26 protein-coding genes, 4 tRNA genes and 2 rRNA genes (1 of these 32 cut by a window edge) are annotated in these 25,000 nt (G+C 65.7%); 1 reads left to right on the forward strand and 31 read right to left on the reverse strand.

Features of this window, described 5'->3' with window-relative positions; translation table 11 throughout:
• The 24 genes from V6X63_RS09005 to V6X63_RS09120 all read right to left on the reverse strand — a co-directional run.
• Nucleotides 1-367, reverse strand: a 367-nt coding sequence (locus V6X63_RS09005; protein ID WP_367978696.1) for a GTP-binding protein, incomplete at its 3' end; no start/stop codon positions are given.
• A 31-nt stretch (nucleotides 368-398) separates the two neighbouring features.
• Nucleotides 399-473: transfer RNA gene (locus tag V6X63_RS09010), tRNA-Thr, on the reverse strand.
• Between the two features lie 9 nt (nucleotides 474-482).
• A tRNA-Gly gene (locus tag V6X63_RS09015) sits at nucleotides 483-556 on the reverse strand.
• 35 nt (nucleotides 557-591) lie between these two features.
• Nucleotides 592-676 (reverse strand) — tRNA-Tyr (locus V6X63_RS09020).
• 54 nt (nucleotides 677-730) lie between these two features.
• Nucleotides 731-2,935 (reverse strand): heavy metal translocating P-type ATPase, encoded by a 2,205-nt coding sequence (locus V6X63_RS09025; protein ID WP_367978697.1) that lies wholly within the window; start codon nucleotides 2,933-2,935, stop codon nucleotides 731-733.
• Between the two features lie 9 nt (nucleotides 2,936-2,944).
• Nucleotides 2,945-4,123 carry a c-type cytochrome gene (locus V6X63_RS09030; protein ID WP_367967885.1) on the reverse strand — a complete coding sequence of 393 codons (1,179 nt, stop codon included), beginning with the start codon at nucleotides 4,121-4,123 and terminating at the stop codon, nucleotides 2,945-2,947.
• Nucleotides 4,120-4,845, reverse strand: coding sequence for a c-type cytochrome (locus V6X63_RS09035; protein WP_367978698.1), 726 nt, complete (start codon nucleotides 4,843-4,845; stop codon nucleotides 4,120-4,122). The genes V6X63_RS09030 and V6X63_RS09035 overlap by 4 nt, the downstream gene beginning before the upstream one ends.
• Nucleotides 4,845-5,519, reverse strand: coding sequence for a c-type cytochrome (locus V6X63_RS09040; protein WP_367978699.1), 675 nt, complete (start codon nucleotides 5,517-5,519; stop codon nucleotides 4,845-4,847). The genes V6X63_RS09035 and V6X63_RS09040 overlap by 1 nt, the downstream gene beginning before the upstream one ends.
• Nucleotides 5,519-6,139: a cbb3-type cytochrome c oxidase subunit II gene (locus tag V6X63_RS09045; protein WP_367978700.1), complete on the reverse strand. Its 621-nt coding sequence runs from the start codon at nucleotides 6,137-6,139 to the stop codon at nucleotides 5,519-5,521. The genes V6X63_RS09040 and V6X63_RS09045 overlap by 1 nt, the downstream gene beginning before the upstream one ends.
• Before the next feature lie 11 nt (nucleotides 6,140-6,150).
• Nucleotides 6,151-7,734 (reverse strand): cbb3-type cytochrome c oxidase subunit I, encoded by a 1,584-nt coding sequence (locus V6X63_RS09050; protein WP_367978701.1) that lies wholly within the window; start codon nucleotides 7,732-7,734, stop codon nucleotides 6,151-6,153.
• Between the two features lie 115 nt (nucleotides 7,735-7,849).
• Nucleotides 7,850-8,533 carry a cysteine hydrolase family protein gene (locus tag V6X63_RS09055; protein ID WP_367978702.1) on the reverse strand — a complete coding sequence of 228 codons (684 nt, stop codon included), beginning with the start codon at nucleotides 8,531-8,533 and terminating at the stop codon, nucleotides 7,850-7,852.
• Nucleotides 8,530-9,159 carry a microcompartment protein gene (locus V6X63_RS09060; protein WP_367978703.1) on the reverse strand — a complete coding sequence of 210 codons (630 nt, stop codon included), beginning with the start codon at nucleotides 9,157-9,159 and terminating at the stop codon, nucleotides 8,530-8,532. The genes V6X63_RS09055 and V6X63_RS09060 overlap by 4 nt, the downstream gene beginning before the upstream one ends.
• A gap of 4 nt (nucleotides 9,160-9,163) precedes the next feature.
• Nucleotides 9,164-9,439, reverse strand: coding sequence for a BMC domain-containing protein (locus V6X63_RS09065; RefSeq protein WP_367978704.1), 276 nt, complete (start codon nucleotides 9,437-9,439; stop codon nucleotides 9,164-9,166).
• A gap of 87 nt (nucleotides 9,440-9,526) precedes the next feature.
• Entirely contained in the window at nucleotides 9,527-9,772 is a 246-nt protein-coding gene (locus V6X63_RS09070; protein ID WP_367978705.1) for a EutN/CcmL family microcompartment protein, read from the reverse strand.
• A complete protein-coding gene (locus tag V6X63_RS09075) occupies nucleotides 9,769-10,248 on the reverse strand; it encodes a hypothetical protein (RefSeq protein WP_367978706.1) in 480 nt (159 codons plus the stop codon). Before V6X63_RS09075 ends, V6X63_RS09070 begins: the two co-directional genes overlap by 4 nt.
• 16 nt (nucleotides 10,249-10,264) lie before the next feature.
• Nucleotides 10,265-10,876 (reverse strand): BMC domain-containing protein, encoded by a 612-nt coding sequence (locus tag V6X63_RS09080; protein WP_367978707.1) that lies wholly within the window; start codon nucleotides 10,874-10,876, stop codon nucleotides 10,265-10,267.
• Complete coding sequence (locus V6X63_RS09085; RefSeq protein ID WP_367978708.1) at nucleotides 10,876-12,483, reverse strand: aldehyde dehydrogenase family protein; 1,608 nt, start codon at nucleotides 12,481-12,483, stop codon at nucleotides 10,876-10,878. The genes V6X63_RS09080 and V6X63_RS09085 overlap by 1 nt, the downstream gene beginning before the upstream one ends.
• Nucleotides 12,483-13,757 (reverse strand): class-III pyridoxal-phosphate-dependent aminotransferase, encoded by a 1,275-nt coding sequence (locus V6X63_RS09090; protein WP_367978709.1) that lies wholly within the window; start codon nucleotides 13,755-13,757, stop codon nucleotides 12,483-12,485. Before V6X63_RS09090 ends, V6X63_RS09085 begins: the two co-directional genes overlap by 1 nt.
• Before the next feature lie 85 nt (nucleotides 13,758-13,842).
• Complete coding sequence (locus V6X63_RS09095) at nucleotides 13,843-14,847, reverse strand: phosphotransferase enzyme family protein (RefSeq protein WP_367978710.1); 1,005 nt, start codon at nucleotides 14,845-14,847, stop codon at nucleotides 13,843-13,845.
• Nucleotides 14,848-14,880: 33 nt separating this feature from the next.
• Nucleotides 14,881-15,660 carry a 3-oxoacyl-ACP reductase FabG gene (gene fabG, locus V6X63_RS09100; protein ID WP_367978711.1) on the reverse strand — a complete coding sequence of 260 codons (780 nt, stop codon included), beginning with the start codon at nucleotides 15,658-15,660 and terminating at the stop codon, nucleotides 14,881-14,883.
• Between the two features lie 36 nt (nucleotides 15,661-15,696).
• Nucleotides 15,697-16,521, reverse strand: a complete 825-nt coding sequence (locus V6X63_RS09105; RefSeq protein ID WP_367978712.1) for an ABC transporter permease — start codon at nucleotides 16,519-16,521, stop codon at nucleotides 15,697-15,699.
• On the reverse strand, nucleotides 16,521-17,375 hold the full coding sequence (locus V6X63_RS09110) for an ABC transporter permease (protein WP_367978713.1): 855 nt from the start codon (nucleotides 17,373-17,375) through the stop codon (nucleotides 16,521-16,523). Before V6X63_RS09110 ends, V6X63_RS09105 begins: the two co-directional genes overlap by 1 nt.
• Entirely contained in the window at nucleotides 17,375-18,460 is a 1,086-nt protein-coding gene (locus V6X63_RS09115) for an ABC transporter ATP-binding protein (protein ID WP_367978714.1), read from the reverse strand. Before V6X63_RS09115 ends, V6X63_RS09110 begins: the two co-directional genes overlap by 1 nt.
• 95 nt (nucleotides 18,461-18,555) lie before the next feature.
• The gene (locus V6X63_RS09120) at nucleotides 18,556-19,695 is read right to left on the reverse strand and encodes an ABC transporter substrate-binding protein (RefSeq protein WP_367978715.1); all 1,140 of its coding nucleotides are present in this window, start codon (nucleotides 19,693-19,695) and stop codon (nucleotides 18,556-18,558) included.
• Nucleotides 19,696-19,957: 262 nt separating this feature from the next.
• Here V6X63_RS09120 and qhpR point away from each other — a divergent pair, with 262 nt between their 5' ends.
• Nucleotides 19,958-21,004 (forward strand): AraC-like transcriptional regulator QhpR, encoded by a 1,047-nt coding sequence (gene qhpR, locus V6X63_RS09125; RefSeq protein WP_367978716.1) that lies wholly within the window; start codon nucleotides 19,958-19,960, stop codon nucleotides 21,002-21,004.
• 16 nt (nucleotides 21,005-21,020) lie between these two features.
• Here the strand turns inward: qhpR and V6X63_RS09130 are convergent.
• The 7 genes from V6X63_RS09130 to V6X63_RS09160 all read right to left on the reverse strand — a co-directional run.
• Nucleotides 21,021-21,096, reverse strand: a tRNA-Thr gene (locus V6X63_RS09130).
• A gap of 69 nt (nucleotides 21,097-21,165) precedes the next feature.
• Nucleotides 21,166-21,900 (reverse strand): type III pantothenate kinase, encoded by a 735-nt coding sequence (locus V6X63_RS09135; protein WP_367978717.1) that lies wholly within the window; start codon nucleotides 21,898-21,900, stop codon nucleotides 21,166-21,168.
• On the reverse strand, nucleotides 21,897-22,316 hold the full coding sequence (locus tag V6X63_RS09140) for a PIN domain-containing protein (protein ID WP_367978718.1): 420 nt from the start codon (nucleotides 22,314-22,316) through the stop codon (nucleotides 21,897-21,899). The genes V6X63_RS09135 and V6X63_RS09140 overlap by 4 nt, the downstream gene beginning before the upstream one ends.
• Entirely contained in the window at nucleotides 22,313-22,555 is a 243-nt protein-coding gene (locus tag V6X63_RS09145) for a DUF6364 family protein (RefSeq protein WP_367967898.1), read from the reverse strand. Before V6X63_RS09145 ends, V6X63_RS09140 begins: the two co-directional genes overlap by 4 nt.
• Before the next feature lie 65 nt (nucleotides 22,556-22,620).
• The gene (locus V6X63_RS09150) at nucleotides 22,621-23,403 is read right to left on the reverse strand and encodes a biotin--[acetyl-CoA-carboxylase] ligase (protein WP_367978719.1); all 783 of its coding nucleotides are present in this window, start codon (nucleotides 23,401-23,403) and stop codon (nucleotides 22,621-22,623) included.
• 78 nt (nucleotides 23,404-23,481) lie between these two features.
• Nucleotides 23,482-23,598 (reverse strand): 5S ribosomal RNA (gene rrf, locus V6X63_RS09155).
• A gap of 97 nt (nucleotides 23,599-23,695) precedes the next feature.
• Nucleotides 23,696-25,000 (reverse strand): 23S ribosomal RNA (locus V6X63_RS09160); it runs 1,586 nt beyond the window's last position.

The following is a 25,000-nucleotide window of genomic DNA, read 5'->3' on the forward strand; positions in this document are numbered from 1 at the left end:
CGAGCAGGATGTGCTCCCGCGTCTGCGGCATCGGGCCATCCGCCGCCGAAACCACCAGAATGGCACCGTCCATCTGCGCGGCACCGGTGATCATGTTCTTCACATAGTCCGCGTGCCCGGGGCAGTCGACGTGCGCATAGTGGCGCTTGTCCGTCTCGTACTCCACGTGCGCCGTGGCGATCGTGATGCCGCGCTCGCGCTCCTCAGGGGCGTTGTCGATCTGGTCGAACGCCTGCGCCACACCACCGTACTCGGCCGCCAGCACCTTCGTCATCGCCGCCGTCAACGTCGTCTTACCATGGTCAACATGACCAATCGTGCCAACGTTCACATGCGGCTTGCTGCGCTCAAACTTCTCCTTGGACACGGTGGGTTCCCCCTGCGCTGTGCGTTCATTCTGGAGCCCATGGGCGGATTTGAACCGCCGGCCTCTCCCTTACCAAGGGAGTGCTCTACCCCTGAGCTACATGGGCGTTTCGCTCTGGAGCGGGTGATGGGAATCGAACCCACATCATCAGCTTGGAAGGCTGAGGTTCTACCGTTGAACTACACCCGCATGCCCGCGCCCGCGTGGTGGGCGGGCCAAAAATCTGGTGGAGGGAGGAGGATTCGAACCTCCGAAGGCTAAGCCAGCAGATTTACAGTCTGCCCCCGTTGACCGCTTGGGTATCCCTCCGGAATCAAGCCGCGTAGCGTGCGCAAAGTGTCGGTGGATGTCAAGGGAGATCATTCATGCCGGCCGTGCCGCATTCGCCATGACGCAGAGCGAGCTGGCGAGCATGGCGAGCGCCGCCGCCGAGGGCGGAATGACACCGGCCACGGCGAGCGGTATGGCGGAGCCGTTGTAGACCACGGCCAGCCCGAGGTTCTGCAGCATCCGGCGCCGGGCGGCGCGGGCGAGGCCGAGGGCGTTGGCGAGCGCGGGCAGGCCGCCGCGCGCCACCACCAGACCGGCGCTGCTGGTGGCGGCATGGCTCGCGCCGTCGATGGCGACCCCGACATCCGCCGCGGCCATGGCCACACTGTCGTTGATGCCATCGCCAATAAACGCCGTCGGCTGGTGCGCCTGGGCGGCCAGCACGCGGTCGGCCTTGTCCTCGGGACTGCAGCCGGCGTGCACGGCCTCCGCCGCGAGCCCCACCTCGGCGGCCACCCGCCCAGCCGGTGCCGGACCGTCTCCGGTGACCATCTGCAGCACAAACCCCTCGCGGACGAGGCGCTGCACGGTCTCGGGGGCGGCCGGGCGCAGCGGATCACCCAGCGCGAAGCTCCCCAGCCACTGCCCGTCGCGGGCAAGATGAATGCGCGTCGCGGCATTGACCGCGGTCTGAGCCTCGGCCGGATCTTCAGGCACCGTGATGGCCGCCTCGGCCAGCCAGCGCCGCGAACCGACCCGGACGGCCTCGCCCCCGGGCAGGGTCATGATCACGCCCCGGCCTTCCCGGCGCCGATGGATGCCGCTGTCCGGCACCAGCACGGGATCCTGCAGGGCGCGGGCCACGGGATGATCCACGCCGGCCTCGGCCAGGGCGGCCAGATGGCGGAGTTCCGCCTCGTCCACGCCATCAGCCAGACGCAGGCCGATGACCGTCGGCTCGCCCCGGGTGAGGGTGCCGGTCTTGTCGATGAGCAGATGCCTGAGCTGGCCGGCCCGTTCCATGGTGGCCGGGCTGCGGAAGAGCACGCCACGGCCCATGGCGCGCTCGGCGAAACTGAGAAAGGTCACCGGCACGGCGATGCTGAGCGCACAGGGGCAGGCGATGACGACCACCGAGAGGGCGCGCAGCAGGGCCTCTTCGGCACCCAGACCAAGTGCCGCGCCGCCCACGGCCACCAGCGCGGCGAGGGCGAGCGCCCCGGGCACCAGCAGGCGGGCCAGCCGGTCGGCAAGGCGCGTGATCTCGCTGCGGTTGCCCTGCATCTCGACCATGCGCCCGAGGATGCGGTCGATGCGCCGATCGCCCACCCCGGCGGTGACCCGCACGGTGACCGGCGCATCGAGGTTGATGGTCCCGGCGTGGACCGGTTCGTCGCGGGCGACGCCCACCGGTGTCGATTCGCCGGTGAGCAGGCTGGCGTCCACGCGGGTGGCACCCTCCACCACCACCCCATCCAGTGGCACGCGGGCGCCGGCGGCCACGCGGATGTCGGTGTCCACGGCCACCTCGGCGGCATCCACGGCGCCGTCGGCATCCACCGGGAAGGCCCGCTCGGGCACTTCGCGCTCCAGCGCGCCGATGGCGCTGGCGGCGCGGCGGACGGTACGCATCTCCACCAGCCGGCCGATGGAGAGCAGGACGATGAGCATGACCATGGTGTCGGCGTAGATATGCGCCCCGCCGCGGGCGAGCTCGGCCACCGAGAGCAGGGCCGCGCCCACCACCCCGATGCTCACCAGTGCGTCCATTCCCGGAATGCCGGCCCGCAGGGTGCGCCAGCCGGCGACGAAGAATGGCGCCGCGGAGAAGCCCACCACCGGCGTCACCAGGCCCATGGCGACGATGGACAGCGCATGACCCACCGGCGTACTGCCCAGGGCCACCGGCTCGAGGTAGCGCATGATGGCGAGCACCATCACCCACATGCCGAAGAACACCGCGACGGCCAGGCGCAGGCCCAGACGGTGGATCTCGGCGTCGATGCCGGCGACGGTCTCCTCCGGCGCCCGGGGTGGGCCGATGGCATAGCCCAGGCGCTCCACCGCGCGCAGCAGCGCCGGCAGGTCGACCCGGTCGGGGTCCCAGTCCACCAGCGCCGAGCCGGTGGCGAAACTCACCCGCGCCCGCGTGACCCCGGACGCCCGGGCGATGATGCGCTCGGTGGCGGCGGCACAGCTCGGGCACCACATCCCCTCAATGGAGAAAAGGCCGCGGCCGGCGGGTGCCAGCGCGGCCAGTTCACCACGGGACAGGGGGCTTGCCGCAGTGGCGCTCATCGCCCGGCGCTAGCGGCTCGCCTGCTGGCTGTGCCGGGGCGCGCCGATGGACGGCGGCTGCTGCGCCGTGGGCTCGCCCGGGATGCCATCACCGAGCAGATCGCCCCGGACCTCATCGCCGTAGAAGTTGGGCGTGTGCTCGTGGAACCGCTCATCGGTCTCCGCCACGGTCAGCCCGTCGCGGATCTGCCGTGGATCGGCCGGACGCTCCCAGCTGTTGATGTAGGCGGCCACGTCCCAGGCCTGCTGGTCGGTGAGCGAACCGCCCTGACCCAGCGGCATATTGTGCTTGATGAAGCCGGCCGCGGTGTTGATGCGGTGCATGCCCGCGCCCCAGTTGTAGGAGTCATCGCCCCAGAGGGCGGGGAAGATCCAGCGGCCGTTGGGATCGCGCCGGCCCTCGCCATCGGTGCCGTGGCAGACCGCGCAGTTGTTCTCGAACACGGTCTCGCCCCGCGTGATGCTGTAGCCATCCTCGGGCTTCGGCGGGACCGTGTAGCCGCGGCCCGGCAGATTGCCCTCCAGCGGCGCGCCCTCGGCCATATAGAAAAAGAAGCTCTGCAGATCCTTGTAGATGTCGCCATCCCGCGGCGGCGGGCTGCCGGAGGGTGAGTTCTGGGCGTTCATCGAATAGGTGAAGCAGCCATGAATGCGGTCTTCCATGGTGTTGATGATCTTGTTCTTGCCGCGGTAGGCGGGGTATTCAACGGCAGCGGCCCACATGGGGGCCGAGCCGGGCACCGTGCCCGCGCCCAGATGGCAGTTGGCGCAGTTCATGCCGTTGCCGACATGCTGCGAGGCATTGGTCTGGGTGTTGGTGAAGATCTCGTAGCCGCGCCGCACGCTGTCGCCGAACTGGTTATCCGGGGCGTCGGCGATGTCATTGGGAATGAAGTAGCCGGTCTCCGCCACCGGCAGGCCCGGCGGCGTGGCCTTGGGGTCGGCGGTGTATTCCTTGCGCTCGGCCAGCCACGCCTGTCGGCGCTCGGCATCCTGCCGGGCGATCTGCTCACCGCGGTCGGCCTCGCGGTCCGGCGACTGGGCGATGGGGTTGAAGATGCCCGCGGAGTAGATGCCCGCGCCGACGGCCACCAGCACCGCGGCCACGACGGAGGCGATGAGAATACGCCGGGGCGTGGTCCGTCCCGGGTCACGGTTCGTGTTCGGGTCCTGCTCGGAATGGCTCATTGCGTCGGCTCCTCAGCGGGGGGCGCGGGCAGCGTGGCAAGATAATCCGCCACCGCGCGCCGATCCGCATCCGACAGGGCATGGGATATGCCCTGCATCAGCTGAAGGGGAGAATTATTGCGCCGGCCGTCGGTCCATGCCGCGAGCTGGGCGTAGGTATAGGCCGGTTGCTGCGCGGCGAGACTGGGGAAGGCCTGCTCGACGCCCCAGGCAGAGGAGCCATGGCAGCTGTAGCAGGCCGGGACGTTGATATCCCAGTCGCCATGGATCATCAGTTCCTGACCACGGGCGAGATCGCCACCCAGTTCGGGCCCGGCGTTGCTGGGCGCCTCCATTTCGGCGTAATAGCGCGCCAGGCCGAGCATTTCGTCGTCGGTCAGTTTGTCGGCGACATACTGCATGTTGTGGTTGATGCGGACACCCTCGGCGTAGGCATGCAGCTGCTTGGCGATGTAGCCCGTGGAAAGGCCCGCCAAGCGCGGGATGTTGCCGTTACCCTGGCCCTTCGCCCCGTGGCAGCTGGCACAGGACCAGACATCGCCCTCACCCTCCCGGGCCAGGGTGGCGTAATCCGCCGGATCGACATTCTCCGCCTCCACGGCATAGATCTCCGCGGCATAGCTCTCGTCGGGCAGGTCCTCATCGACCTTCTGCGCGGCCACCGGCCAGGCCAGCGAGAGCAGCATGAGCGGGGTCAGACGGATGGCGTAGCGTTTGATCATCACTGGGATGCCTCCGTATCGGTGGCGCGGGCGAGGCGGGCCGGCACGCCGGTCACCTGCTCGAGCTCGGCGCCGCCGTTCCAGGGCCCACGGTCGGCGACGAAGCGCGCCCGCTGCTCGGCGACAAATGCGGGCTCGACAAAGGCGGCACTGTTGCCCCACTGCTGGCGGATGTAGCTGACCACGGCGGCGATCTCCGAATCGGTCAGCGTCTCGCCGAACCGGGGCATGCGCCCGTCGTACTGATTGCCGGCCACCTCGATGGGGCCCTTGATGCCGTGGAGCAGGATCTGCACGGGGGTGTCGGCGGCGCCGGTGACGTAGCGCGAGTCGACCAGCGGCGGCACCGCCTCGCTGATGCCCGAGCCATTCGCCTGGTGGCAGGTGGCGCAGTTGGCGGCAAAGATCGTGGCGCCGGCCGAGACGAGCGAGCTCGCGTTGTCGGCGATCGTCGGCGCCGTGTCGATGCCGGCGATCGGTGCCTCGGCCTCGGCGGCCGCCTCGGTGGACGGGCCGGAGTCGGCCCACAGGGTGTAGACGCCCCAGGCGATCAACGCCACGGTCACCGCCAGCACCAGAATCGGGATGGGGCGGTTGACCTCATAGGGCTCGAAGCCGCTTTCCTTGAGCGGGGTGCGTTGCGGTTCGGGCTGCTGATCATTGTGCTGGCTCATCAGCGTGCCTCCTCGCGGTCATAGCCCAGATCGCGCAGCTCCCAGTCCTTCGCCGGATAGTTCCGGTCGAGGGAGAGCAGGTAATCGGTCAGATCCAGCGCGCTCTGCTTGGCCACGACCTTGCCGCCGTTTTCGGGCGCGTACTCCGCTGGCACCGGCACGATCACGTCATCCTCATTGGGGTTCTGCTTGACCTCAAAGAGAAAGGGATAGGCCGGCATGATGCTGGTCGGCTCGATGGCCCGCGGCTGATAGAGATGCGTGAGATGCCAGCCCTGGCTGGGCATGCGCACCCCGACATTCATCAGGTCGGGGCCGGTGCGCATGGTGCCGAGCAGATGCGGGTTGTCGTAGACGTAGTCCGAAGGCGTCGTCGGCCGGCCCCAGCCACGCTGCAGGTCCGGCGCCTGTTCCGGGCTGCGCGGCTGCTGCGAGTGGCAGTAGTAGCAGCCCAGATCCACGTAATGCTGGCGGCCCCGCGCCTCGGCCGGCGTGTAGGGCTCGAGCCCCTCGGCCGGCGCCACGGTGCGGATCTGCGCCGCCGGCAGGATCACCAGCATGAGCGTGGCGAAGGCGAGGATCGCGAAGGCGATGACGGCAAGCGGGAAGATCTTGTTCATCGTTCAGTCCTTCAGCCGGCGGTGGTCGCCGGCGCACCGGTCGCTGCGGGGGTTTCCTCGCGACGCGAGGCGAACAGCAGCGAGACCAGGTTGATCGCGAAAATGATGTGGCCGATGGTCATCAGCGTCCCGCCCAGCGTGCGCCCCTGTAGATAGGGCTGGGTGAGCTGCATGGACTCGAGCCAGTCGCGGCTTGCGTCCAGCATGGCCAGGCCCTGCAGCCAGCCGCCGATGGTCAGCGAGACGAAGTAGATGCCAAAGCCGATGGCCACCAGCCAGAAGTGCAGGCTGATGAGCCGTGGCGCGGGCCAGAGCCGGCCGGTGAGGATCGGCATCAGGTAGTAGACCGTACCGAAGAGCACCAGCGAGACGAAGGCATAGGCGCCCAGATGGGCGTGGCCGACGGTGTAGTGCGTGAAGTGCGTCACGGTGTTGACCGCGCGCACCGCCTCCAGCGAGCCCTGGAAGGAGGCGAGCGTGTACATCACCGCGCCGAAGGCGACGAAACGCAGCGGCAGCGACTGTTTGAACGCCCACAGATTGGTCGCCCAGAGCACGTGCTGGTTGACCGCCACGGCGATCACCGGCACGAACATCATCACCGACTGCACCACCGAGAGCGTCACCACCCAGGTGGGCACCGGCCCGCCGATGATGTGATGCATGCCCACCTGGCTGTAGAAAAGCGCCAGCGCCCAGAACCCGAGCAGCGACAGGCGATAGGAATAGATGGGCTTGCCGATGATCTTGGGCAGGATGTAATAGGCCGCGCCGACACCGATGGGCGTCAGCCAGAGCCCGAGCACGTTGTGCGCGAACCACCAGTTGACCGTGGCCTGCTGCACGCCCGAGTGCATGGGCAGGTTGCCCAGCACGAACAGCACCGGGAACCAGACCAGCGCCGCCAGGTAGTACCAGCCGGTGACATAGATATGGTGGACGTTGCGCTTGAGCGCCGTCATCACCAGCGGAATCGCGAAGCAGGCGCCACCGGCGGCCAGGATGATGTCGATCGGGCGCGGGATCTCGAGCCATTCCATGCCATCGGTCCAACCGGTGGCGATGGCCCAGGCACCGGCGGCGACGCCGATATTCCAGAGCACCAGACCCACCCAGGCGAAGTTCACACCGCGCAGGTGAGTCTTGAAGATCCGCGGGATCAGGAACATGGCCACACCGATACCGGTGAGCGACAGCCAGCCATAGATCACGGTGTTCAGATGAACCGTGCGCACGCGGCCGAAGGTCAACGGCGCGGAGCCGGACAGCCAGTCGGGGATGTTGAACTTGAGCGAGGCGATGACGCCGAACATCGAGCCGAACACCAACCAGAAGGTCCCGAAGCCGATCAACGCAAAGATGAGCTTCCGATGGCGGGTGTCAGTGCCCTCTCCGGGCTCGGCCTTCTCCTGGAAGCCGAAGCTCGTGGGGTCGTCGGGCTGGTGATCGCCGCCCTCGCCGCCGGGGAAGATGAGCTCGGCATCCTCCTGGTTCATGCGGAACTGTCGGGAGGCGACTGCCCAGATGAGGAAAGCCAGTGCGATGAGCGATACCACGAAGGACAGCGCCATCATGGATCCAATGGTGAGGGACATCTCTACTCCGTCGGTGCTCGGCCTCTGCGGCGCAGAGTGTAGGGGCGCAACCTACGCAGATTAATTGTGGTTTTCCACATTGGAGGCGTTACAGGGAGATGAAAATTGACAATGGTCAATTTGAGGAATCGCGCAGGTAGCCCTGCACATCATCAAGCTGCATCACATGGCAGTAGATCATGTTGATGCTGATCAGCTCGTTTGTGTGCAGGGTGTCGGTGGCGGCGGCGCAGCAGTCCTCGACCACGGTCACATCGAAGCTCTCGTCGGCGAGGCTCCGCACCGTGGAGCTGACGCACTGATCGGTAAAGATACCGGCCACGACGACATGCCGGATATCCATGTTGTGCAGGATCAGCCGCAGGTTGGTACCGGTGAGGGCGCTGTCGGTGGTCTTGGTCAGCACGATTTCGTCAGCGGCGGGCGTGAGCGCGGGGACGATCTGGCTGTCGGCGCGATCCTTCGGCAGCAGCAGGTAGTTGAACCCGGGCTTTTTCTGGCTGAGCGAGCGATCGCGGCCATCGGGCTTGAGGCAGGCGATGCGGGCGAAGATCACCTCCACGCCGCGGTGGCGACAGCACTCGATGAGCGCTGCCGTATTGGGGATGACGGTCTCGTTCATGCGCGCCCGGAATGGCGCCCAGCGGGCCGCCTCGTCCGGGTCGGCATCGGGCTCGAGGTAGGTGTTCTGGATGTCGATGACCAGCAGCGCCGTGCGCTCGGGCGGCATCACCGGGTCATCCGGCGGTTCCGCCCCCGCGTAGTAGAACGAGCGGAACGCCGTTTTCCAGTCGCTCAAGGGCTCCGCCCCTCCACCGCATCCAGCGTCGCGCTGATGGCGTCGCGGGCCACCTCCAGGTCGGCGGCATCGCCGGACATGAAGATACGGCCCGAGGCCCCCATCATCTGAACATCGTTGATGGTGACACCGGGCGCCGCCCGTTCCGCCTCGTTGGCCGCCACGCAGGCGAACAGCGCCGGCATCATCTCGTAGACCAGCAGCGAGTGTCCTGGCAGAAGCATGGAGGCGTCGCGGCTGCGGTTGAGGATGATGGCGTGCTGATCCGAGATATCGCGGACGATGTCATGGAACAGCGTCACCGGCGCCAGCTGGTCGGAGGCGCTGGCGCCGATGCCGTCGAGCACCGCCTGACCGGCCGCATCCAGATCGGCCCGGCTCTCCGAGTGCAGCTCCATGAGCCCGAACTGGCGCTCGGTGAACAGGATCCCCGGCTCCATCTGCGGTGCCGCCTTGAGCGCCAGATCACAGAGGCGATGGATGGCCAGGGCCGGCGCCACCTCCACGATCAGGCTGTGCTCGCCCTCGAACGGCGGATATCCCCGGGCCCGGGTGGGCGTGCTGAGATACGCCGCGAACTGCGGTTGCAGATCGTGGATGGGCAGATAGACACGCAGCTCAGTCATGGGTCTACTTGGCCGCCTCGAAGTGCTTGCCGAGGTCCTGGTGCGGACGCGGGATGACGTGTACGGACACCAGCTCGCCAACCTGGTTGGCGGTCTCGGCCCCGGCCTCCGCCGCCGCCTTGACGGCACCGACATCGCCGCGGATAACCACCGACACGAGGCCGTCACCGACCTCCTCGCGCGCCGAGATGGTCACGTTGGCCGCCTTGACCATGGCATCGGCCGCGGCCAGCGCCGCCACAAAACCCTTGGTCTCGATCATTCCGATTGCAGTCGACATGGGATTTCCTCCATTACTGGATCTGGCCCCCCGGCCATTCTGGGTGGTTGTTCGCGAAGCGGTTTTTCTTCTGGTTTCGGCCATGACTCAGCCCGCCTGCTCGTCGATGGAGCCGATGATCAGGGCATCGATCGGCGCCTTCATGGCGGTGAAATAGCCGGCGGCCACCGAGCCGGTGGTCATCAGTACACTCTCGCCGACGCCGCAGCCGAGCACGTCGAGGGCGATCAGCTCACCGCCGTTTTCGAGCTCGACGCTGAGCAGCGCCCCGTGGGGTAATGTCTCGATACGCTTGGTGGCCCAGACCTGGCCCGTGACACGTCCTCGGATCATGTCGATTTCCTCTCTACGTGAATGCCCTTGCGCCGGATCTCGTCCCCGGCGAGGGGTGTGAAGCGCACACGCTTGCCGATGCGCAGCCGCGCCCCCTGAGACAGGCCGGCGATCTGGCGCTCGGTGACGAGGCCGCGGTCGAACTCGAGCACCTCGGGGGCGGCGGTGCCCACGGCATGGCCGCTGCCCGGCTCCATGACGCGGCCGGTGCCCGTCACCGCACCCGCGCCGCCATCGAGCCGGAAGACCCAGCGGCCGGCCTTGATCTCCTGCACGGACCGGCCATCGGCGGCGAGCTCGATCATGCGCAGGGCAAAGCGGCGCAGATCGGCGTCGTTGTGCATGGCAACGCGCTCCTCCCGCACCTGGGGGCGTGGCGAGGTGTCGGCGTTGGCGCCGTGGCGATCGCCCCCCATGCCCTTCAACTCCTCGGCGAGGACTTCGCGGATCAGGTGGCGGATGTCGTCGCTGTTCATCGGCAGCCGCACTCCCCTATCGGGCCCCGAGGGCACGCAGGGCGTCCTCGGCGGCATCCTTGGCGTTGCGGATTTCGGCCTCGTCGCCGGTGAGGTAGAGGCGGCCGTTGGCCCCGATCATGCGGTAGTCCACCACCTTGACGTTGGCCTGCTTCTCCGCCTCGTTGGAGGCGATGATGGCGTAGGACGCCGGCTGGCACTCGAGCAGGTAGAGCGACTCGCCCCCCAGCGCCATCGAACCGAGCTTGTTGCGGTTGATGAGAAAGGCATGCTGGTGGTCGATGCGCGTGACGATCCGCGAGGCGAGGATCTGCGGCGGCGTGGCCTCCTCGGGCGTTGCCCCCAGCGCCTCGAGTACCGCCTCGGCACTGGCCTTGACCTCGGCGGTGGACTGGGCGTGGATCTCGAGATAGCCGAACTGGCGCTCGACGACGAGGATGCCGGCCCGCACCGCGGCGCCCTTCAGCGCCACATCGGTGAGCGGCTCGATGTCGAGACCGGGCGCGATCTCGATGATCTGCGCGGCCATATTGCGGCGTGGCAGCGAGCCGCGCATCCAGGTCGAGATATAGCAGAGCGTCTGCGGCTGCAGCTGGTCGATGAAAATGAATGAGCGCAGCTCGGCCATCAATGGCCTCCCTTGAGCGTGTTACGGATTTCCTCGGCAATCAGACGGCGCAGTTCCTCCCGGGCGCGGTCGTCGAGGCCCCCGGATGCGCCGCCGGCCTGCGAGTGGTGGCCGTTGTGCGTGGCCCGTGCCGGGGCGGCCGACCGGCCGCCATGGGGCAGCCCGCCCGCCGGCGCCGGGGGCAGCGGCCCCTCGAAGCCGACGTTGACGGATTCGAAATCGGGGAAATGCACCGCCGCGTCGCTGTTGTAGGCAACGCGGCTCCAGTGGACGAGATGCTGCGGGCCGATGTTCTCGCCAATGGAACTGCGGCCGAAGTAGCCGGTGCCGATGGTGAACGCCGGCGCGAGATGCGTCTTGAGCCCCGCGGCACCCTGGCTGCAGGGTGCGTTGACCACGATGCGATAGCTCTCGACCATGCGCGCATAATCCATGACCACCTGCGGATCACCGGCATGCACCGCCGCGGAGTGCCCGGCCCCGGTCAGGCGCAGGATGGCCCGCGCCTCGGACAGGGCCTGGTTGCGGTTCTTGGCCACGTGATAGCCCAGCACCGGGCAGAGCTTCTCGCGCGACATGCGCTCCTCGATGCCCACCAGCGCGAAGGGGGCCACCAGTACACGGGTCTTTGCCGGCACCCGGATGCCGCACTCCTGGGCGATCCAGGTGGCATCGCGGCCGATGGCGGCCACGTTGAAGCCACGCTCGTGGAAGAGGAAGCGACGCAGCCGCTCGACCTCGTCCTCGTCGCAGATATAGGCGCCGGCCTGACGGAGCGAGTGACGGAGCTTGTCATCGGCCTCCGGCAGGGTCACGACCACGCTGTCCGAGGTGCAGAGCACGGAGTTGTCGAAGCTCTTGGAGTCGACGATGTGCTTCGCCGCCATCGGGATATCGGCGCTGGGGTCGACATAGACCGGCGCATTGCCCGGCCCCACTCCGATCGCGGGGTTGGAGGAGGAATAGGCCGAGCGGACCATCGCGGTGCCGCCGGTGGCGAGGATCACCGAGGTCTTGGGCGAGGCCATGAACTCCTCGATGAGCGGGATCGTCGGCTGCTCGATGACCTGGATGCAGCCATCGGGCGCCCCGGCCTCCACCGCCGCGCGGGCCAGCGTGTGCACGGCATCCACACAGCACGCCCGGGCGCCGGGGTGGGGGCTGATGACGATGGCGTTGCGCGTCATCAGCGCCATGAGGATCTTGAAGTTGACCGTGGCGACCGGGTTGGTGGAAGGCGTCAGGGCGAAGACGACGCCGGCCGGGCGCGGGATGCGCACCATCTTGCGGGCCTCGTCCACCACCGGGCTGACGAAGTCATCATCGGCGTAATGGGCGGCGAAGGCCACCGAGGTCAGCTGGTTCTTGAGGGTCTTGTCCTCGACGACGCCGAAACCGGTCTCCTCCACGGCCCAGGCCGCGTAGTGGGCGGCGTTATCGTGGGCGACCTGCGCCACGGCATCGACGATCCGCCGGGTGCGGTCACGGTCGAAGCGCTGGAAGATGCTCGCCGCCCAGCGGGCGCGCTCCAGGGTGAGGTCGGCATGACTGCGCAGGGCCGCCTGGCTCTCCGAGATATCCACCAGGGTACGGATTTCCGGTTCCATCACATCATCCTCCGGGGGCCGGCACCCATCAGCTCCTCGCGGGCGAGGCCGATCCCGATCTCGACCCGACGCAGGACCTCCTCGCAGTCGGCCTGGCTGAGCAGCAGCCCGGGTTTGAACTGCAGCACGCGGGGATCCAGCGTTGAGAAGATCGCCCAGACTCCGTTGCGGTAGAGGTGCTTCATGACCGGCTTCGCGCCCTGCTCATGATTGAATTCAAGGCCCATCACCAGACCGTGCTGGCGGATGCCGAGGAAGAAATCCGGGTACTCGGCCATGATGTCCTCGAGGCCGGCGCGCATGAAGTCGGCGATCAGGTTGACGGTGTAGCGGACTTCGGGCCGCTGGACCATCTCCAGCACCTTCATGGCGACGATGCAGCCGAGCTCCGCGCCGCCCCCCGTGGAGATATGGCCAAAGCCATCGTCATGGAGCCAACCGGCGCAGTGCTCGGAGATCAGCGTGCAGCCCAGCGGGTAGAGCCCGCCGCCGATGCCCTTGGCGGTGACCATGATGTCGGGCTCGATGCCGTAGCGCATGCAGCCCCACATCTCGCCGGTGCGCATGAGCCCGGTCTGGACCTCGTCGGCGATGTAGACCGCATCGTAGCGCTCACAGAGCTTCTTGACCGCCGGCAGATAGCCCTCGGCCGGCATGGGAAAGCCGTAGGTGGCGGGGATGGTCTCCATGATGACCGCGGCGACGTCGCGGCCCTTGAGGGCATCCTCCATGGCGTTCAGATCATTGAACGGCACCTGGATGAACTCCCCCTCGCGATCCTCCGACAGGAAGGTCTTGGAGAAGCGCTCGTCGCCGGTCTTCACCGCGAGCCCGGTGTGGCCGTGGTAGGCCTTGATCACCGAGACGATCTTGCGCTTCTTGGTGGCATAGCGCGCGGTCTTGAGCGCGATATCCACCGCCTCGCCGCCGCCGGAGCCGTAGGCGGTGTAGCGCATGGTCGGCGACGGGGCACAGGCGGCCAGCGCCTCGGCCAGCGCCGTGCGGGCCAGCGCCGGGAAGTGGTGGTTGCCCATATCGAAGCGCGCGGTGGCGCCCTTCAGGACCTCGACCAGCTCCGGGTTGCGATGCCCGAGGTTGTAGGTGCCACCGTTGAGGTGCAGGTCGATCAGACGCCGGCCATCCATGTCGTAGAGGTAATAGCCCTCACGCCGATCGATGACGAGATCGACGCCCATGTCCTGCCAGTCCTGGGTCTTGCCCGGATTCCAGAACGATTTCGAGCGCTCGATGAATTCCTGCTTCGCTTCGCTCACGGTTTCCCCTCTCATCTTTGCGGCTGACACTAGCCGCGGCCCCGCGGCCCCTGCTTGACAGGAGCCCGGCGCGAATTGACAGCGTTCAGCCCATGCGCGTGAGATAGCCCTCGCCAAGCTCCGCGGAGACCCGCGCGAAGTCGGGCGCCAGGGCCTGGGCCTCGGGCACGTTGATATGCGAGGCGATCCAGGCGGTCAGCGCCATGCGACGGAGCATGATGAAGCTGTCGATTTCCCGCTCCTCTTCGTCGGGCAGATCCCGCACAAGGCGATAGCCGCGCACCCAGGCCTCGCGCATGGCGGGGATGGCGGGTGAGTCCTCGATGAAACTGATGCCGGCGGCGAAGTCGTAGAGGAACCAGCCGAATCCGCAGTCATCGAAATCGATCAGCCAGGTCCGGTCGCCATCCATCAGCAGATTGGCGAGTCGCATGTCGGCATGAATCAGCCCGTAGCGCTGGGCCGATTGGCCAAAGCGCTGCAGGCGCGTCCTGACCGTCTGCTCCACCCGCTCGAGCACCATCTGCATCTCGGCGTCGAGATTGGGCGCCCTGCGCCAGTCGCCCCAGGTCGCCTCGGGCCCGTAGACCGCGTCCAGATCCCAGGTCAGCCGCTCGAACGGCACCGGTCGCTGCCAGTGAATGGCATGTTCATGCAGCCGGGCGGCCATGGCACCGAGCTCTTCAAAGGGGCCGACCAGATCGCGGCTTTCGTCGGGCTGCTCCCCCGGCACATGCTCGAACATGACCATGTGCCGGGGATTGGGCAGATCGGCGGAGACACCGGTCTGGACCAGGCGGCCATCGCGGCCGGGGATGGCCGCCGGCGTTCGCACGAAATCGGTCGCCCGCAGGGCATGCGCCCAGGCCAGCTCGCATTCGATGGCCCGCTCGCTGTGGTAGGCCTCGCGGTGGACCCGCAGGACCCGCCGCGTGCCGTCGGGCGACTCCACCAGATAGGTGGCGTTTTCCGAGACGTTGAGCAGCCGCGCGGTGCTGCCGGCGGGCAGCGCCCAGTAACGCAGCGAGTCGTTGGCCAGGGCATCGAGCCGCTCGAGCAATGTCTCATGCGCCAGAGAAGTCTGTTCCATAACCGCCTCCTGCCTGCTTTGCGCCGTCCATGATCAGATTTCCTCGAGGGCCTCGAGGGACTCCGGCAGGATCTGTCCGCCGTCGACCACGATCTGCTGGCCGGTGATGTAGCCGGCCTCGTCGGAGGCGAAGAACAGTGCCGCGTTGCCGATGTCCTCGACGGCACCCAGGCGCTTGAGCGGAATCGAGGCGGCCATGGTGTCGAGGTAGTCCTGGCCGAGGTCCTGCAGGCCTTCGGTGTAGATGTTGCCGGGCATGACCGCGTTGATCGTGGCGTTGTATCGCGAGAGCTCCATGGCCGCGGTCTTGAGGAAGCCGAGCTGGCCCGCCTTGGAGGCACCGTAGTGCGTCCAGCCCGGGAAGCCGGTGACCGGACCGGTGATGGAGGACGTCAGGACCACGCGGCCCTTGCCGGCCTTCTCGAAATGCGGAATGCACGCCTTGACGCTGAGAAAAGCGCTACGCAGGTTGGTGGCGATCACCTGATCCCACTCGGCGGGATCCATGTCGACCATCTTGGTCTGCGGGAACATGCCGGCGTTGGCGCACATGACATCGAGTCCGCCGAATGCCTCGACGGTGTGGTTGACCATGGCCTCGACCGATGCCCAGTCGGCGACGTCGCAGCTGGTCCAGTCGACGCTGCAGCCCTCGGCACGAAGGCTTTCCACCGCCTCACGCGCGGCCGACTCGCCGCGGCTCGCGATCATGACGCGGGCACCCTGACGGGCAAAGACGCTGGCAATACCCCGGCCGATGCCCTTGGACCCGCCGGTGACGATCACACTCCGATCCTTGATGGATGTCAGCATGGTTCTCTCCTCCCTAACGATTCGTGAATAACGTATTCATCCCGCGCCGGACGCCGCTCCCCCGGCCGGCCGCCGCAGCGCCCGAACCAGCCAGAAGAGCATCAGCGCACCGCCCAGAAGCAGCACCGAACCCAGCACCGAGAGCATGCCCAGCGTGGGCACGAGCGGTGAGTAGCCGGAGACCATCTTGGCGTAGAGCCACTCGGGCAGGGTCTGATCGACTCCGGTCGTGAACAGCGAGAGCGGGAAGTTGCCCCAGCTCAGCAGAAACGCGAACAGCCCGCCGGTGATCACGCCCGGGAGCAGCAGCGGGAAAGTCACTTCGCGCAGAATGGTCGGCGTGGAGGCGCCCATATCGCGGGCCGCTTCCTCGAGCGAGCCATCAAAGGAATAGGCGCGGATGGCGATGATCAGCGTGACGATGGGCGATATCCAGACCAGATGCGCGACGATCGCGGTCTTCCAGGTCGGCATGACACCGGCGGTGTTGAACCAAAGCAGGATGGCCAGGCCCAGCACCGTCTGTGGAAAGAAGATCGGCAGCAGAATGAACTTCTGGAACAGCCGCCGGTAGCGCCACTCATAGCGGGCGAAGGCGAGCGCGCCGAAGAAACCCACCACCACTGAAATCGCGGTGACCACCAGCGCGACGATGAGCGAGGTCGTGACCAGCTCCGAGACGGTGGCGCTGCCGAGCGCCTCGCGGTACCAGCCAAGCGAGTAGCGCTGGATGGGAAAGGTGAGATAACGCGACTCGGCAATAGAGGCAAAGCCCACCGAGACCAGCGGCAGATAGAGAAAGGCGATGACGAGCAACCCGTAGAGGAAAAGCCCGACCCGCATCACGCGTGATGGACCCATCAGCCGGCCCTCCCCATGATGCGATCGAGGTCGATCCGCGAGAGCCCGAAGATGGCCAGCGCGGCCACGATCAGGATCAGGACCATGGCCAGGGCCGATCCCAGCGGCCAGTTCTGGCCATAGCTGAAGGCGCTCTCGATGTCATCGGCGATGACGATCACCTCCTGGCCGCCGAGCAGCTTGGACTCGGCAAGGGCGCCGGCCGCCAGCACGAAACTGATCAGCGAGCCGACCAGGATGCCCGGCGAAGCGAGCGGCAGGTCGATCTCGAGGAACACCCGCCAGCGCGAGGCGCCCAGATCCATGGCCGCCTGACGTGCATCGTCCGGCACCATGGCGATGCCCTGGGCCAGGGGGAAGAGCATGAAGGGCAGGTAGACATAGACCAGACCCAGCACGATCACCGGCCCGTTGTAGAGCGCACCGGAGAGTTCAAGACCGAACCAGGCGTTGAGATAACCGTCGATCAGACCCCCCTTCATGAGCGTCAGCACCCAGCCGAAGAGCCGGATGTTCTCGGAGACGAACAGGGTGATCACCACGGCCAGGAGCAGCACCACGGTGAAGCGGTTGAAGACCTTGGCCATGCCAAAGGCGAGCGGCCAGCAGATGATGAAAAGCAGCAGCGTGGAGGCCGCCGCCAGTCCCAGCGACCAGGCGAGTGATGTCCAGTAACCCTGCTCGATGACCTGGACGTAGGCGGAGAAATCCGGCACATGCGCGAGGTCGAAGACATTGGGCGGCATGATCGAGAAGCCGGCCACGACGCCCAGCGGGGCAAGGAACGCGAGCATCAGCAGCACACCCATCGGGATGGCGCTGAGAGAACCCATCCGGCGGTTGAGACTGTCCATCACGCCTCCGGGATCAGGTGAGTGTGGTCGACATCCCAGCCGAGCCTGACGGCATCGCCGACCTCACCGCGGTAACGGTTTTCGCGCAGCTTCTCGACGGTCAGGCGTGCCCCGCCTTCGACCTCGACGGCGTATTGCAGGCGAGAACCCAGTGCGTATTCCTCGAGCAGCCGCCCCTGGACCACGAAATCATTGCTCTCCGAGGGCTCGAGGAAGCGCACGAATTCCGGGCGCACGATCACCGTACCCGGCTCCTCGGGCGCGAGCGTCAGGCCGGAGGCGCCGACACGCTCGCCGACCTCCACGGCGACGCCTTCACTGCGCAGGCCGCCATCGGCGATGCCACGCATGGGGAACATGTTCACCTCGCCCATGAACTCCGCCACGAAGCGACTCACGGGACGGACATAGATCCCCTCGGCGTCACCCACCTGCTCCAGATGACCATCACGCATGATGGCGATCCGATCGGACATGACCATCGCCTCTTCGAGGCTGTGGGTGATGTAGACGAACGTTTTCCCGGTGCGCCGGTGCAGATCCTTGAGTTCCTTCTCGAGGGTCTTGCGCAGGCGGTAGTCGAGCGCCGAGAGCGGCTCGTCGAAGAACAGGATCTCCGGGTCGAAGGCAAGCGCCCGGGCCAGCGCGATGCGCTGGCGCTCGCCGCCGGAGCACTGGGTAATCCGTTTTGAATAGTAGGACTCGGGCAGCCGCAGAAGCTCCAGCAACTCCAGCGCCCGTCGGGCCCGCTCGTCCGGGGCCACACCGCGGATCTTGAGCGGGAACTCGATGTTCTGCCCCACCGTGCGATGGGGGAAAAGCGCCAGCGACTGAAACACCATGCAGGTGGGGCGCTGGTTGGCCGGCACGGGATCGATACGCCGGTCGCGGAGCCAGATCTCACCCTCGCTGGGGGTGTCCATGCCAACGAGCAGGCGGATCAGGGTGGTCTTGCCACTGCCGGACGGGCCGACGATGGTCAGGAATTCACCCTCCGCAATGTCGAGGTCAATGCCCCGTAGGGCGGTAAAGTCGCCGAATCGCTTGATGACGCCCTGCAGACGGAGCGCGGGTTGCACGGACATAGGTCGAATTCATCCTCTCGCGGGCTGGTCGGGAGCTCCCGCTCTCCGGCGCGGCGGGCGCCGCGCCGGAGAGCCTCATGCTGAACCGCAGGCGGTCAGCCGCGCTTGGCAGCGCTGTAGGCCTTGTTGAGCTCGTTGTAAGACGGCACGACCTGGTAGTCGAGGGATCGGCTCATTTCCTCGTCCAGCGAGTCGTACTGAATGGCATCCAGCTCGCGGGCGCTGAACTTGGCCATCACCGCCTCGTTGCCCATCTGCGCGACCGGGTTGTAGGTGCCCTCGGAGAACGCCACGGCATGGCAGATATCCGGCCGCTGGACGAACTCCAGGAACTCCGGCGCGAGGCTGGAGGGATCCGGGTTGTTGACCACGGAGGTCAGCTCGACCCAGACCACACCACCCTTGCCGTCCACCGGACCGGACTGCGGGGTAATGGCACGGATGTTGGTGGCGCCGTCGAGCCGGGCCGGGGAGGCGGTATAGGTGCCGCCGGTGAAGTAGGCGTCGATCTCCCCGTTGATGAGCGCGAGGTTCATCTGCACGAGATCGCCGGCGAGCAGCCGGGCATTGCCGAAGATCTGCCCCGCCACTTTCTCGAACTGCTCCATGTCGGCACCGGCCATCGGCGCGAACGGATCAAGGCCGGCGGTCAGGCACATGTGGATGATGTTCCAGTTCTGGTAGGTGAGCACGCCATAACGGCCTTCCATGGCGGGGTCGAGGAAGAGGTTCCAGCCCTCGTTCTCGGCGGTCTCACGGCTGATCCGGTCGGTGTTGACGACGAAGGAGAATGGCCCATACCGCTGCGGCATGCCCAGCAGATCGCCGTTATCCGCGAATGACAGCGGGTACGGCGGGTCGGAGAACTCCGGCAGCATGTTGTCGAAGTACGGCATGAACCGGTCTTTGTCGAGCGGTCGAATCAGGCCCTCGGGGTAGAGCTGGTCACGCGCCCAGGGCTGGTTCACATTGATGAGATCCCAGACCCGCACCTCGCCGGCGCGCAGCTTGTTGATCATGTCCGGATCGGAGGTGCCGCTCTCGGCGCGGACCCTGGCGTCCGGGTGGTCGGCGCGGAAAGGCCCGAGCACCTGATCGGTGTTGTAGCCCTCCCAGCAGAGGATATTGAGCTCGTCATTGCGTGCCGCGTGCGCCAGCCGGCCCATTGGACCCAGTGCGAGCAGACCGGCCCCTGATGCCGCCCCGGCGGTAAATTGTCGTCTCGTCAATCGCATGGCTGTGTCCTCCAGTATCGCCACGATGTGGCCGTGAGTGCCCTGTTGACATGAGTCGATTTCAGGCTATGGCGACTTTCCTGAAACATGCTTGACATGAATAAACCGGAATTTGACAGGCGGAATCAGTCATTTGGGGGTATTTGCCCAGAAAAACCCCGGTTATCAGGCTGGAGCGTTGCAAGACGGGAGTCATTCTGGTAGAGGATAGTGATAGAGCTAACAGAAGGTGTGCACGGCGCATCACAACCGGGGGGCGATCATGGTTGACACCGCCACCGTGCACCGTCTCCGGCAGATCCACGCGACGCCGGCCACGGTCCTCGCTTCGGCTACCACCGGGGTGATGGATTTGATCGAGCGGAATAAAGGCGATGCTGACCGCATCCTCGGTGAGGTGCGTTTGCGCCCGGAGGATATCGCCGACCCTTATAACGAGCTCATCCTTGCGCAGTTCTGCAGGCTGTTCGAAGAGGCGGCGCGGCAGACCGGCAATGACAACTTCGGTCTGCATTTCGGCGAATCCTTCCGGCCGCAGCAACTGGGCGTCATCGGCTACGCGGCGATCAGCTCGCCCACGCTCTACGCCGCGGTGCGCAACATGGAGTCGTTCTTTCCGGCCCACCAGGGCCTGTCCAGCTTCGGACTGATGCAGGACGGCGACATGCTCTGGCTGAGCTATGCAGTGTTCGATCCACATATCGAACAGCGCCGTCAGGACGCCGAGCTCTCGATGGGGATGTTCCTGAACATCTTCCGCCACGCGCTGGGACACGACTGGGCGCCGCTGGAGGTGCGTTTCGAGCACGAGGCTCCGGACGCACCCCAGGATCATGAACGGGTTTTCCGTGCACCGGTACGTTTTGGCCGACGAACCAATGCCTTCGCCTTCCGGCGCCGGGATCTGGATGTGCGCATGCCGACCCAGGATCCCTATCTGTTCTCGGTACTCGAGCCCTTCCTGCGTTCGCGCGTCGAGCTGACTCGCCAGCCGGAGGATTTCGCAAGCCGCGTACGCAACCAGATCAAGCTCCACCTCGGGGACATCCCGCCGACAATCGGCGAGATGGCGAAGGTGTTCGGCATGTCCGATCAGTCATTCCAGCGCGAACTGCGTGACAGCGGGGTCACTTTCCAGCAGCTGGTCACTGCGGCACGCAAGGATCTGGCGCTGCATTATATGAACGACCCGAACATGCCGTTGACCGAGGTAGCACACAGCCTTGGATATTCCGAACTCTCGGCCTTCTCGCGGGCCTTCCGGGGCTGGACGGGGATGAGTCCGCAGCGGTATCGGCAGTCGCACTGATCGCAGCGGAGGGAAATGGAGCTGGCGAGAGGATTCGAACCCCCGACCGGCTGATTACAAATCAGCTGCTCTACCGACTGAGCTACGCCAGCTTCGCTCAGGATGAAAGGTTACCGGGCCCAGCGACGCCGGGCAATCCATCCCCGGCACAGCCAGCCCCGTCAGGGGATGGACGCAAGCCCTTCGAAAACCAGATCCGGGCGCAGGCGCACATCCATATCGAGGTAGCGCGCGACGAGGGTGGCGTCACCGCCGGTGAAAAGCGGGGTCAGGCGCTCGGGTGAGCCAGCCATGGCCCGCCGGATGAGGCCCTGGAGGGCCATCGCCGTGCCATGGAGATAACCGCTGGTGAGCGCATCGTGGGTGTTATCCGTGAGAAACGGGGCCCTGGTACTCAGCTCCACGGCGGGTAGCGCCGGCGCGACCCGGGCGATCCCCGTCCGCTGTGCCGCCAGCCCGGGCATGATCAATCCACCCTGGTGACGGCCGTCGGAGTCAACGACATCCAGGGTGATGGCACTGCCGCAGTCAACGATACAAGCGGGGAGGTAATCAGCGGCCCGCGCACCCACCATGGCGAGCCAGCGATCCGTACCCAGCTGCGCCGGGTCGGAATAAGCGATCCGTATCCCGCCGCCAAGCGCCGGGGTCTGCAACCACTGCGGCGCGAGCCCCCAGCGGTTGGCGATCCACTCGTCGATGGCATCCACCATCCCCGCGCCCCCGACAGCTACCCCGCGTATGCGCTGCGGCGGTACCCGGAGCCCGGCCCATTCGTCGTACAGGGCCGTGATATCGCCATGACCGACGGCACGGGCCGCACCGCGGACGTGACCGTCTTCCGCCAGGATCCATTTCGTTCGGCTGTTGCCGACGTCAATAAGCAGGTCAGTCATCGCGTTTGCGAACCGTCGAACATTAGAAACTCTTCGGGCGTACAGACCATTATGGATGACCGGGCAAACACTCGGGCGTCACGCGTAACAATCACCTCACATGCCATCGACTCTGCTGCCGCCGTCGTCACTGCATCCTCGAAGTCCTCCCAAGCCAGGGATTGCGCCCTGAGTAGTTCAGGCCGCCCGATCGCGGCGATGGTGAAACGGCTCAGCAGCCAGTCGACAACTTCCCGAGATTTTTGTGCGCCGCTGTGGCGGGTCACCAGATAATCGACGGTCGTAATCGCATGTGCCGACAGAACACCCTCAATCTGTTTTCGCACCACCGCATTGATGACCCTGGCGGAGGCGGTATAGTGCGGCTCCCGTCGCTGGAGCACATCAAGAAGGACGTTGATATCCAGCAAAATCACCTATGCTTACGCTCCAGGTGCTCTCGGTAGGCTTGCTCCGCATCGATATCGGCCGGAAGAAGCCCGGTGATGGCATCAAGTTCTGGGGAGAGCCCTTCCTCGTCCAACATACGAAGCCGGCGCAGGCTGCGGTCAATCACTTCCGTGACCGTCATCTGATTGGCTTTGGCATAGGCCTTGACGAATTCCAGATCTTCCCTGGGCAAGCGGATTGTGAGTTTTCCAGTTTCAGCGCTCATCACCCACTCCGTACGGCCATTATTTCGATATCGTGCGGCTTCGGCTCCGGATATGGCAAGGGCTGCTATTCCCATCCCCCTCGCACGCGGCACTCGCCACTCCACAGGATCCGCAGCCCGTCGGCGGTATCGAGTCGAAGCGCGCCCCCCTCGGTGACGCCGTCGGCAACGCCATGGAGCGTTTCCCCGTTCGCCTGTTCAATGGTGCAGGCACGGCCGGTCAGCGCATCGCGCGCCGGCCATTGTTCTGCCATAAGCGCCGAGACGGCGGCGGCCTCCAGGGAACCGGCCTCCAGCGCCGCTCTTGCCGCGGCGGCGACCAGGGCCTCGCGCGCTGGCACGGCCCCCATGTCCGCCAGCCCGATGGCGCGCCGGTCGGCGGGCAGATCGGCGGCCTCTGACGGCGTCTGAAGATTCAGTCCGATCCCGAGCACCAGCGACCGACCGTCAGGCGCCCTGTCGACACATTCAACAAGGACACCGGCCAGTTTCGCACCGTTGACGACCAGGTCGTTGGGCCACTTGAGACTGACTCCCGGGACACCCAGTGCCTCCAGGCCCTCGCAGAGATAGATCCCGACGGCCAGCGGCAGCGCCGTCGGAATGGACGTCCCCGGCGGCATCCGCCACCCCACGCTGACGTAAACACCACCCAGTGGCGACGCCCAACGACGCGCGCGCCGGCCACGCCCCTTTGTCTGTTCTTCCGCAGTCACCACGGTGGGGCGCTTCAGCTCGCCACGCACCAACCAATCACTGGTGCTGTCGACACGGCCAAGGCATTCGATGGCCACATGGGACCACCGGGGTCCGAGGTGTGCAGCGATCTCTCGGGGATTCAGGGTCATTTCAGGATTATCGGGTGTTCCGCCCCCGGACAAAAGAAAACCCCCGCCATCCGAAGACCGCGGGGGTTTGGTGTAAGAACCTGGCGATGACCTACTTTCGCACCACAGCGAGGCGGCACTATCATCGGCGCTGCGCGGTTTCACTTCCGAGTTCGGAATGGAATCGGGTGGTTCCCACGCGCTATTTTCGCCAGGCAAACCGGTTTACCGTCGTCGCTTTTTGGGCGCCGGCGGTTCAGGAACGTTGTCGATGGCATGCACAACCGATGCCATATAGTCCACTTGGGGTTATATGGCCAAGCCGCACGGGCAATTAGTACTGGTTAGCTTCATGCATTACTGCACTTCCACACCCAGCCTATCAACGTAGTCGTCTTCTACGGCCCTTCAGGAGGATCAAGTCCTCGGGGAGATCTCATCTTGAGGTGGACTTCCCGCTTAGATGCTTTCAGCGGTTATCCCTTCCGAACGTAGCTACCCGGCAGTGCCACTGGCGTGACAACCGGAACACCAGAGGTTCGTCCACTCCGGTCCTCTCGTACTAGGAGCAGATCCTCTCAAATCTCCGACGCCCACGGCAGATAGGGACCGAACTGTCTCACGACGTTCTAAACCCAGCTCGCGTACCACTTTAAATGGCGAACAGCCATACCCTTGGGACCTGCTACAGCCCCAGGATGTGATGAGCCGACATCGAGGTGCCAAACTCCTCCGTCGATGTGGACTCTTGGGAGGAATCAGCCTGTTATCCCCGGAGTACCTTTTATCCGTTGAGCGATGGCCCTTCCATACAGAACCACCGGATCACTAAAGCCGGCTTTCGCCCCTGCTCGACTTGTCAGTCTCGCAGTCAGGCACCCTTGTGCTTTTATACTCATAGCGCGATTTCCGACCGCGCCGAGGGTACCTTCGCACTCCTCCGTTACTCTTTGGGAGGAGACCGCCCCAGTCAAACTACCCACCACACACTGTCCCTGACCCGGATAACGGGCCTAGGTTAGAACCTCAAACATGCAAGGGTAGTATCTCAAGGATGGCTCCACCAGAGCTGGCGCTCCGGTTTCAACGCCTCCTACCTATCCTGCACAAGCATATTCAAAGTCCAGTGTGAAGCTGTAGTAAAGGTTCACGGGGTCTTTCCGTCTTGCCGCGGGAACGCTGCATCTTCACAGCGATTTCAATTTCACTGAGTCTCGGGTGGAGACAGCGGGGCCATCGTTACGCCATTCGTGCAGGTCGGAACTTACCCGACAAGGAATTTCGCTACCTTAGGACCGTTATAGTTACGGCCGCCGTTTACCGGGGCTTCGATCAAGAGCTTCGCTCCGAAGAGCTAACCCCATCACTTAACCTTCCGGCACCGGGCAGGCGTCACACCCTATACATCCTCTTACGAGTTAGCAGAGTGCTGTGTTTTTAGTAAACAGTCGCAGCCCCCTGGTCACTGCGGCCTGCCTCGGCTCCGCTCGCGAAGAGCTTTACCTAATACAGGCGCACCTTCTCCCGAAGTTACGGTGCTATTTTGCCTAGTTCCTTCACCCGAGTTCTCTCAAGCGCCTTGGGATTCTCACCCTGCCTACCTGTGTCGGTTTACGGT

This window comes from Spiribacter onubensis (genome assembly GCF_040838425.1).
Taxonomy (GTDB): Bacteria; Pseudomonadota; Gammaproteobacteria; order Nitrococcales; family Nitrococcaceae; genus Spiribacter; species Spiribacter onubensis.